We start from the raw sequence: 2,186 nt of genomic DNA, 5'->3' as shown, positions 1-2,186 counted from the left end.
GGGTATCAGCTTCCGACACCCAGTCCTGCTGGCCCTTGTTCCGTATCTTGAGTTCACCGGCATTGTTGAAGTAGTCCAGGGCGATAGCGCCGGCATCCCTGATCATGGTGCTGACGTGCTGTAGCCGCGCATGAACGGCATCAATATCCTGGTCTTTAAGTGTTGTCGGTATTGTCATAGGAGCACCAGTTCGTTAACCAATTGCTGAATTCTGGATTGCAGGGCGTCCATACCCTGGTCGTTGGTGATGCGGATATCCGCGTGGTCGATCAGGGCGGCATTTTGTTGAAACGCCCGGTCGCCCTCCGATATGCCTGCCGCCCGGGTGTCGGCCGCCTGGAACTCTTCCAGTGTATCCGGGTCTCCGGCGCGTCCGCGCGACCGGACACGCTCGAACCGGGTGGCGTCTGGTGTCACCATGGCTAATAGCACGAACCGGGCACCGGCCTCCCGGGCTGCCTGACGCAGTGTGCTCAACTCGGACAGGTTGCGTAAGCCATCAATGACGGTTCGCGGCTGATGAAAGGGGTCGATGTCCCGTAACAGGCGACGCGCAAAATAATCGGCGCCTTCCGCTTCCTGTCTTTGGCGTCCGTACTCTTGGACCTGGGCCCGTGTTGGCTGGTCATGAGCGGATTCGGCCTCTTCCCGCAGCAGCGCCGAAACTGAACAGGGGTTGAATCCCAGTTTCTGAATAAGCCCCGTCGTGGTGGTTTTTCCAGCCCCGGATTCGCCGCATATGGCGATGGCCAGAGGGGTTGTGTCGGGTGTCGTTGTCGATGAACTCATGGTGTGTTTCCCCGTTTTTGTTGATTTTTCTCCGCTGCTGTTGACAGGCGGTCCGACTTAGGACTAGATTATTGCAAGCGCTTGCAAAACAAGTCAAGCCTTGTTTAGCTTGACAGCAGCGCAGCCGGGCACAATCCAGCAGTTGGAACCATGAATAGTTAATGAGTCATGGTTTCCAGGCTTGCCCGAAGCCGAACTAAATACAAATACAATAAGACTAGCCTGCTCTGTGACGCCGTGTCCCGGGCAGGTCGGGAGGCAAATATGAGTAACAAGAACCTTGTCCTATCTATCGTGATGGCAGGCATCCTGCTTGCGGGTAACGCCGCAGCCGAGGCAGACGAAACCTTTGTCGTGGCTGTACCCCAGGAACCGCAGGATCTGGCTGCTCAAGCCATATACAAGGAGGTTAATGCCCCGGGGCTGCGTAATGTAATCGAGCCGCTGATCATGTCCAACCCGAAAACCGGTGAATTCGTGCCGGTTTTAGCGACCAAATGGGAACGCATCGGCGATGACCGTTTGCGCTTGCATATCCGGGAAGGAGTAACGTTCCACGATGGCACACCGATGGATGCAGAGGCTGTGGCCACGTCCATTGAATTTGTCTGGGATCCTGAAAATGCGTTTACCATTCAGGAATATGCCGGGCCCGGTGTAATCACCGCGACGGTGGAAAGCGACAACACCGTTATCGTTCATTCATCCGAACCCGACCCCATGCTGGATTTTCGCATGACACTGACGGGTATTACATCGCAGCGGCAAATCGAAGAAAACCCGTCCGAACACTATACCCATCCGCTGGGTACCGGGCCCTATCAGTTTGACGAGTGGAACCGGGGTTCCAACTGGAAAGCCAGTCGTTATGACGATTGGTGGGGCTGGGAAGCCGATGTGGCGTATGGCACCAACAAGCCGCAATTCGATGCACTCGAGTTCCGCTTTCGCACGGAGTCTTCAGCACGCATGGCCATGATGCAGGCCGGCGAAGCGGATATCGTGAACGCGCCTCAGGCTTCAGACTGCGCGCGAGCTGACGAGTATGAAGAGTTCCGCTGCGTGACCGGACCTTCCGACCGTTATTTGTATGGCCGGCTGGATCACTCGCTGTATGCGGATGAGCGGCTGCAGGATGAGCGGGTCCGGGAGGCGATCTTTATTGCCGTGGACTACGCTGGTTTGTCCAGCATTCTGGGGCTCGCTTCCGTCCCTCAGGGCCAGATGGGCACACCCGATATGACCGGTTTTAACGACACTCTGGAACAGTATGAATATGACCTGCAACGCGCCCTGGAACTGCTCGCCGAAGCTCGAGCCGACGGCGTGGATGTGGATGGTCTGGAAGTTGAAGTCATGGGTCGTAACGATACGCCGCGCATCGGGGAACTGGTGGA

At 56.7% G+C, this 2,186-nt stretch carries 2 protein-coding genes; one reads left to right on the top strand and one right to left on the bottom strand.

Annotation, left to right across the window (positions count from 1 at the left end):
• Positions 1-174 precede the first annotated feature (174 nt).
• Complete coding sequence (locus WD071_RS12230) at positions 175-789, bottom strand: AAA family ATPase (RefSeq protein WP_368048669.1); 615 nt, start codon at positions 787-789, stop codon at positions 175-177.
• 264 nt (positions 790-1,053) lie between these two features.
• On the opposite strand from WD071_RS12230, the gene WD071_RS12225 reads away from it, so the two are divergent.
• The coding region (locus WD071_RS12225; RefSeq protein ID WP_368048668.1) for an ABC transporter substrate-binding protein at positions 1,054-2,186 on the top strand (1,133 nt) is incomplete at its 3' end.

The sequence above is a fragment of the Pseudohongiella sp. genome, assembly GCF_040877505.1.
GTDB lineage: Bacteria > Pseudomonadota > Gammaproteobacteria > Pseudomonadales > Pseudohongiellaceae > Pseudohongiella.
This window is presented reverse-complemented; position numbering and strand designations above follow the sequence as displayed.

Coding starts and splice junctions, on each gene's coding strand:
- WD071_RS12230 (WP_368048669.1), bottom strand. CDS start 789: ATGAGTTCATCGACAACGACACCCGACACAACCCCTCTGGCCATCGCC.